The sequence below is a fragment of the Corallococcus exercitus genome (assembly GCF_003611585.1).
Classification (GTDB): domain Bacteria; phylum Myxococcota; class Myxococcia; order Myxococcales; family Myxococcaceae; genus Corallococcus; species Corallococcus exercitus.
Window position 1 is genome coordinate 1 of record NZ_RAVW01000454.1, and the last position, 7,421, is coordinate 7,421.

At 71.2% G+C, this 7,421-nt stretch carries 7 protein-coding genes; 3 read left to right on the forward strand and 4 right to left on the reverse strand.

Translation table 11 applies throughout. The annotated features are described in order from the left end of the window. The first annotated feature begins 155 nt into the window (after positions 1–155). On the forward strand, positions 156–893 hold the full coding sequence (locus D7W79_RS35500) for an inorganic pyrophosphatase (protein ID WP_120529747.1): 738 nt from the start codon (positions 156–158) through the stop codon (positions 891–893). Positions 894–975: 82 nt separating this feature from the next. Here the strand turns inward: D7W79_RS35500 and D7W79_RS35505 are convergent, their stop codons facing one another. Then, positions 976–1,635 (reverse strand): MmcQ/YjbR family DNA-binding protein, encoded by a 660-nt coding sequence (locus D7W79_RS35505; protein ID WP_120529748.1) that lies wholly within the window; start codon positions 1,633–1,635, stop codon positions 976–978. 199 nt (positions 1,636–1,834) lie between these two features. Here D7W79_RS35505 and D7W79_RS35510 point away from each other — a divergent pair, with 199 nt between their 5' ends. Together D7W79_RS35510 and D7W79_RS35515 are read left to right on the forward strand one after the other, a co-directional pair. Further along, entirely contained in the window at positions 1,835–3,280 is a 1,446-nt protein-coding gene (locus D7W79_RS35510) for a nicotinate phosphoribosyltransferase (protein ID WP_120529749.1), read from the forward strand. Positions 3,281–3,318: 38 nt separating this feature from the next. After that, positions 3,319–4,290 carry a nicotinamidase gene (locus D7W79_RS35515; RefSeq protein ID WP_120529750.1) on the forward strand — a complete coding sequence of 324 codons (972 nt, stop codon included), beginning with the start codon at positions 3,319–3,321 and terminating at the stop codon, positions 4,288–4,290. A gap of 96 nt (positions 4,291–4,386) precedes the next feature. On the opposite strand, the gene D7W79_RS35520 is transcribed toward D7W79_RS35515, so the two are convergent. The 3 genes from D7W79_RS35520 to D7W79_RS35530 all read right to left on the reverse strand — a co-directional run bounded on the left by D7W79_RS35520 (position 4,387) and on the right by D7W79_RS35530 (position 7,350). Further along, positions 4,387–5,502: a glycerate kinase gene (locus D7W79_RS35520; RefSeq protein ID WP_120529751.1), complete on the reverse strand. Its 1,116-nt coding sequence runs from the start codon at positions 5,500–5,502 to the stop codon at positions 4,387–4,389. Positions 5,503–5,584: 82 nt separating this feature from the next. Continuing rightward, positions 5,585–6,079, reverse strand: coding sequence for a YkgJ family cysteine cluster protein (locus D7W79_RS35525; RefSeq protein WP_120529752.1), 495 nt, complete (start codon positions 6,077–6,079; stop codon positions 5,585–5,587). A 65-nt stretch (positions 6,080–6,144) separates the two neighbouring features. Beyond that, positions 6,145–7,350 (reverse strand): class I SAM-dependent rRNA methyltransferase, encoded by a 1,206-nt coding sequence (locus D7W79_RS35530; protein ID WP_120529753.1) that lies wholly within the window; start codon positions 7,348–7,350, stop codon positions 6,145–6,147. Between the last annotated feature and the right edge of the window lie 71 nt (positions 7,351–7,421).

A 7,421-nucleotide genomic window follows, 5' to 3' on the forward strand; every position in this document is an offset into this window, starting at 1 on the left:
GCCATCCAGTGGGGCCAGCGGGTCGCCCTGGTGGTGGGCAAGCCCGTGCCCACGCAGGGGCTGACGCTGGCGGACCGGGATTCCCTCACCCGCCGCCTGGAAGAAGCGGTGGCCGGGCTGTACGCCGAGGCCCGCCAGCGCTCGGGAGACACTCCATGAAGAAGACAACCCAGACCACGTCGCAGGCCCATCCCTGGCATGGCATCTCGCCCGGGCCGGAGGCTCCTGAAGTCGTCACCGCGTACATCGAGATCGTCCCCACGGACGCCGTGAAGTACGAGATGGACAAGGAGTCCGGCATCCTCATGCTGGACCGGCCCCAGCGCTTCAGCAGCCAGTGCCCCACGCTCTACGGCTTCATCCCGCGCACGTACTGCGGCGAGCAGGTGGCGAAGCGCTGCGCGGAGCGCACCGGCCACAAGGACATCCACGGCGACGGCGACCCCATCGACATCTGCGTGCTGACGGAGAAGGTCGTCTCCAACGGCAACCTGCTGGTGCACGCGGTGCCGGTGGGCGGCTTCCGGATGGTCGACGGCAACGAGGCCGACGACAAGATCATCGCGGTGCTGGAGTCGGACCTCGTCTACGGCGAGCTCCAGTACATCGCCCAGCTGCCGCGCCCGCTGCTGGACCGGCTGAAGCACTACTTCCTCACCTACAAGCAGATTCCCGGTGAGGGAAAGCGCAGCGTGGAGATCGCGGAGGTCTACGACCGGCAGGAGGCGATGGAGGTCATCCGCCGCAGCATGCGCGACTACGACAAGCTGTTCGTGGAGCCGGAGTCGAAGCCCGCGAAGAAGGCCGCGCCGGCCGCCCGCCGCAAGGCCCCCGCGGCCAAGGCGCCGGCTGGCAAGGCGTCATCGGGCCGGGGCGCCCGGGGCGGGAAGTAGCCGCTTCTGGCAGTCCTGACGCGCGGGAAGGGAGCGGCCAGCGGCCCCCCTTTCCGCGCGTTCTGTTTTTCGCGCGCTGCTTTCAGGAGCGGCGGGCGCGCTTGGGCGCGGAGGCGGCGGGGCGCTTGCCACGGGCCGGAGCGGCGGGCTTGCGAGCGACCTTGGCCTTGGCGGCGGGGGCGACCTTGGAGGCCTTCGTGGCGGCCTTCTTGGCCACGGTCTTCACGCGGGCGGCGGCCTTCTTGGCCACGGTCTTCATCTTCGACACGACCTTCTTGGCGGCCTTCTTCACCGGGGCCGCGGGCTGGCGCGCGGAGGGCTTCTTGCCCGCGGCGGGCTTGGACGGCTTCGCGGCGGGGCCGGGGACGGCGGTGCCCCGGGCGGGGAGCTGATCCACGAGCTTCTTCGGCGCGATGGCGCGGTAGCTCTCGTCGATCCACGCCTTGATGACGGGCACCGGCACCTGCGAGGCCTCGTCGAAGTGGGCGGTCACCCAGCCGCTCTTGCCCAGGCCGTACTCGGTGGGCTCGGTGAAGGGCAGCGTGAGCGCGGCGTCCTTGGACTCGGGCAGCTTGGCGGAGAGGTTGAACTTCTCACCGTCGACGGTCATGAAGAGGAAGGTCTTGTCGTTGACCTTCATCGCGCGGTGGCCCCAGGGAAAGTCCTCGTGGGCGCCGGGGTAGCTCATCGCATGTTCGCGCAGTACGGCTTCGACCTTCTGCGTCTCGTTCTCTGCGGGCATGGGCACCTTGCTTCGTTGTGTGTCGTGACAGCTTAACCGGACCTGTCGCATCCGGCGTATTCCCCAATGTGTCTGTTCTAGGAGGAAAGGCGGGTGACAGGCCACCCGTGGTTTCCCGCATCCGTCGGAACCCTTGGCCCTAGGTGCCGGATGGGGGGCACGCATAGTCTCGGGGTCAACGATAAGGAGTCGCTTCCCGATGCCCCAGTCCCTGCTCGCCACGGATGGCTACAAGTTCAGCATGGCGGAGGCCGGCTGGCCCCTGCGGAAGGAAACGTTCTACTACTCGCACCGCAAGGGTGGGCCGCAGGTGATGCCACTGGACCTGGAGGCCTGGGTCCGCGGGCTGCTGCCGGAGCCGCAGGCGGAGGACTACGCGTTCCTCGCCCGGCACGACTACGAGATGGGCGTGGGCTTCAAGGCCGCCATCCTGCGCAAGGAGCGGCTGTCCGTGCGCGCCGTTCCGCGGGGCGCGCTGTTCCTGCCGCGCGAGCCCATCCTCACCATCACCGGCCCGTCCGCGCTGGTGTCGTGGCTGGAGCCGATGCTGTTGCAGCTCAACTACCGCGTCCAGGTGGCTACGCAGGCGCTGCAGGACCGCGAGGCGCTGGCGCGCACGCTGGCCACGGTGTCGTGCGAGGAGGAGAAGCGCATCGCCCTGGAGACGCTGGACCAGGTGGGCGTGCGGGCCGTGTCCATCCGCGTGGACTCGGAGGGCTACCTGCAGCGTGTGCGGGCGCAGGTGAAGGAGCTGGTGGACATCGTGGAGGACCCCTCGCGCATCTTCGAGGTGGGCCTGCGCGCGGCGACCTGTCTGGAGCAGCACATGCTGGCCCTGCGCGCGTGCCAGGAGGCGGGCGTGCAGCGCACGAGCAACGTGGAGGGCGCGCGGCAGCTGGGCATGATCCCCGTGGGCACGATGGGCCACGAGCACGTGCAGCGCTACGGGTCCGACGACGCGGCCTACCGCGCGATGCACGAGCGCCGGCCGCAGCGCTCCAGCTACCTCCTGGACACCTTCGACACGCTGACGTCGGGCATCCCGGCGGCGTTCAAGCTCATCTCCGAGGAGCCGCAGGGCGGGGACTCCATCCGGTTCGACTCCGGGAACAAGAAGCTCCAGTACCTGTACGCGGTGACGCGCGCGAGGGACCTGGGCATCAAGCCGGTCATCATCCTGGAGGACGGCCTGGACGCGCAGATGACGCGCGAGTTCGAGGAGCTGCGCAAGCAGGTGGGCTGGGAGCCGACGACGCAGTTCTACGGCTACGGCGGCCACATCGTGGCGCGCACCATGTCCCATGCGCTGACGCGCGACCGGGTGGCGGCCATCTACAAGCTGTCGTGTTCGGGCGCGACGCCGGTGATGAAGTTCGGCAACGAGCTGGCGGAGGGCAAGCAGAGCGTGCCGGGCACGCCGGTGCTGTTCCGCCGCCGCACGGGCTCCGGGCCGCTGGGGCTGGTAGGGCAGGCGGGGGAGGCGACGCCCCAGGGCTACTTCCCGCTGATGGAGTCGGCCGCGTCGACGCCGTCGCTGGTGGGCGCTGAAGGCCTGACGCCGGAGGAGCAGCGCATCGGGTACACTGCCACCACGCAGGCGCTGGTGGAGTCCATCACCCGGCGCCACTTCCCGCAGGGCCGCTGACGTCAGGCGCGGCGGCCGGCGGGCCTGGAGAGGACGTCATGCCGCTGCCCCCACCCCGGTTCCACGACGACGCACGCGTCGGCCAGCTCTACCTGGAGCGCGTGGCGGAGGTCTCCCAGGAGGCCCACCGCTACGCCGCCGAGCACCGCGTGCGTCCGGCCCGCGAGGACACGGTCCGCATCGCGGCGTTCGGCATCGACGCGCAGGTGGCCTTCTGCACTCCGGGCGCCAGCCTCTTCGTCCCCGGCGCGGTGGAGGACACGCAGCGCACGCTGCGCTGGCTGTACACGCACCTGGACCGGCTGACGGGCCTGGTCTTCTCGCTGGACACGCACCGGGCCTTCCAGATCTTTCATCCGGCGTGGTGGAAGGACGCGGAGGGGCGTCCGCCCGCGCCCATGACGGTCATCACCGCGAAGGACGTGCGGGAGGGCCGCTGGCGGGCGACGCGCCATCCGGAGGAGAGCCTGGCGTACTGCGAGGGGCTGGAGGCGAGCGGCCGGTACGTGCTGACCATCTGGCCGTACCACGCGCTGCTGGGCGGGCAGAGCCATGCGCTGGTGCCGGCGATGTACGAGGCGAGCCTCTTCCACGCGCTGGTGCGGGACACGCCCACGCACTTCGAGCTGAAGGGCGAGCACCCGCTGACGGAGAACTACTCCGTGATGGCGCCGGAGGTGACGGAGGTGAAGGGCCAGCGCGTGGGTGAGTTCAACGCGCGGCTGATGGAGCACCTCATGTCGTTCGACCGCGTGTACGTCTTCGGGCAGGCCAGCTCGCACTGCGTGCTGTCCACGCTGCGCGACCTGCAGCAGTACCTGGAGCGCACGGACAGGTCGAAGCTCCAGCGCATCCACATCCTGGAGGACGCGATGAGCCCCGTGCCCGCGCCCCCGCTGCAGCCGCTGCCCCCAGGCCTGGACTTCCCGCGCGTGGCGAAGGAGGCGCTGGAGGGTTTCCGCGCCGCCGGGATGCGCGTGGTGCGGACGACGGATCCGCTGGAGCCGTAGCAAGGGCTGCGCGTGACGACCGGAGCATGAAGCCCGCGACGCCGCCTGGCTTCGCGGTGCCGGATTCTCCGCGGCCTCCGTGGCGTTGTGGGGGCGCTACCCGCCCAGGCGCGCGAGGGCCCACTTCGCGGTGGCTTCGCGCAGCGTCTCCCGCGCGCTGGCGCCGGGGCGGGCCTGACTGCTGAGCTCCACCACCTCGCGGAAGAGGGACAGCTCGGGGCCGTTGTCTCGCTGCACGATGCCCGCGAAGAGCACCACGTGCGTACCCTGCGCGCGCGCCAGCCTCGCGAGCGCCACGGGGCCCTTGCCCATGGACGTCTGCCGGTCGAAGCGCCCCTCGCCCGTGAGCACCAGGTCCGCGAGCAGCACGCGCCGCTCCATCCCCAGCGCCCGCGCCACCAGGTCATAGCCGGACGTCAGCTTCCCGCCCGCGAGCGCCGCGAGGCCGTAGCCCAGTCCGCCCGCCGCGCCCGCGCCCGGCAGGTTCGCCGTGGCCTCGTCCACGATGCGGCAGAACGTGGCCAGCGCCGTCTCCAGCTCCTCCACCGCCGCCGCGTCCGCGCCCTTCTGCGGACCGAAGAGGCGCGCGGAACCGTCGTTCCCCAGGAGCGGTGTCGTCACGTCCGTGGCGATGAGCAGTTCCACCTGCTCCAGGCGCGGGTGCTTCCCGGTCGCGTCCACGCGCGCCAGCCTCGCGAGGCTCGCGCCTCCGGGAGGAAGCGGTGCCCCGTCCGCGTCGAGGAAGCGGAAGCCCAGCGCCTCCAGCGCGCCCTTGCCGCCGTCCGTGGTGGCGCTGCCGCCCAGCCCGACGATGAGCCGCTCGCAGCCCGCGTCCAGCGCCTCGCGCAGCAGCTGCCCCGTGCCGTGCGTGCACGCGGCCCGCGCATCCCGCTGCTCCGGCGGCACCAGCGTGAGCCCCGACGCCTGCGCCATCTCCACCACCGCCGTGCGCCCGTCGTCCAGCCGCGCCCAGCAGGCCTCCACCGGCGCGCCCAGGGGGCCCCGCACCGTAAGCCTGCGGCGCTCGCCCCGCGGCATGCCCACGAGCAGCGCGTCCAGCGTGCCTGGACCTCCGTCCGCCAGCGGCGCCACGTCCAGCACCACGTCGAGCGAGGCCTGCCGCAGCCCCTCCGCCATGGCGTCCGCGGCCTCGGCCGCGCTCAAGGTGCCCTTGAACTCCTGGGGCGCCAGCAACCAACGCGGGCGGATCATGCTGGGACACCCACGGGCTCGAACCGCGCGGACACGGGGGCACTCCGGTGGGCGAGCCGCCACCGCGTCTGCAACAGGGACTTCATCGTTCCTCCCGGGCCGGGGCGGTACTGACCCCGGCATACCATTCCAGGAGAGGGCGTGGCCCCTGGAGCGAGGGCATCACGCGCTGTGAAATCCGCTCCAACCGCAGGAGCAGTCGGGCCACTTCCTCGGACGGCTGCCGCGCGGGGCCCTGGATGCGCTGGCAGAAGAACGTGCGGCACCCGAACGGCCGGTCCGCGTACACCGTGCAGCGCAGGCCCGCCGCGTCCAGGTAGGGGCACGCCCCGTCCGCGCGAGCAGGAGGGAGGGGCTTGCTGCGCTTGAGCAGCTCCCACTCCGGGAGCCACAGCCAGGGCTGCCGCTTCGTCACTGACAGCTGGCAGCACTCACCGCTCGCCGGACAGGAGTACGGCGCATACGCCGCGTCCGCCTGGCGGTACACGGTGCGCGTCTCCTGGATGGCGCGCTCCAACGCCCGCGTACCCGACACGGGGCCTTCGTCGTCTGCGTCGTCCCAATCCCGGCGTGCCATGCCCTGAACCGTTTCCGCACGTCGGGGTCCAGTGGATGGACCCCATGGATGGGTCCTACCCTATCTCACAGCATGCGCAGCACGAAACATTTCAGGTAGCGGGTTTCGCGCAGGTTGAGGAGGACGGGGTGGTCGCGGCCGGCGCCCCGGCGCTCGATGATCTGCACCCGGCGCTTCGCGTCCGAGGCCGCGGAGGCGAGCATCTCCTCGAAGGCCTGCTCGTCCACGTGGTACGTGCAGCTCGCCGTCACCAGGATGCCGCCGGGCCGCAGGAGCTGGAAGGCGCGCAGGTTGAGTTCCTTGTAGCCGCGCACCGCCGCCGGAATCGCGTCTTTGTTCTTCGCGAAGGAGGGCGGGTCCAGCACGATGGTGTCGTAGCGCTTGCCCTCGTCCACCGCGTCGCGCAGGAAGTCGAACGCGTTGGCCGTCACCACCTCCAGGTTGGTGAGCTTGTTGGACTGGGCGTTCTCGCGCAGCTGCGCGGAGGCGGACTCCGAAATCTCCACCGCCGTGACCTGCTTCGCGCGCGTGGCCAGCTGGAGCGCGAACCCGCCCACGTAGCTGAAGCAGTCCAGCGCCTCACCGAAGGCGTACTGCGCCGCCATCACGTGGTTCTCGCGCTGGTCCAGGAACGCGCCCGTCTTCTGGCCTTCCAGCAGGTCCGCGCGCATGCGCACCAGCCCCTCGTCGAAGGACACGGGGCCCGGCGGCAGGGTGCCTCGCAGGAGGCCCTTCTCCGGGAGGAGGCCCTCCAGGTGGCGCACGCTCACGTCGGAGCGGTTGACGATGCCCTTGGGGTGGAACTGCTCCTCCAGCAGGTCCGCGATGAGCGCCTTGCGCTGCTCCATGGCGGGGACCAGGAACTGCACGCTGAGGTAGTCGCCGTAGCGGTCCACCACGAGCCCGGGCAGGCCGTCCGCCTCGCCGTGCACCAGCCGGTACGTCGTCTCCCCGGGCAGCGCGAGCTTGCGCAGCGCCTCGGCGGACTGGAGGCGCTGGCGGAAGAAGTCCACGTCCACCGCGACGTCGTCGTTGGTGAGCCAGCGCAGGGAGATCTTGGACTGCTTCGAATAGAAGGCCTTGCCCATGAACCAGCCGCGGCCGTCCACCACGCGCACGACTTCACCGCCCTGGAGGCCGGGGTCGCCGTTGAGGTCCGCGCGGTAGATCCACGGCGGGCCCGCGAGCCAGCGGTCGGAGCCGCGGCGCAGGAGCATCACCTGGGGCGTGCCGTCCGGGCCCAGCTCCGGCGACGTGCGGTCCGGCCGCATCTTCTCGGGGCGCTGGCCGTGCTTCTCCGGGCGCGCGCCGGGCTTGCCACCGCGTCCGGGGGGCTGTCTCT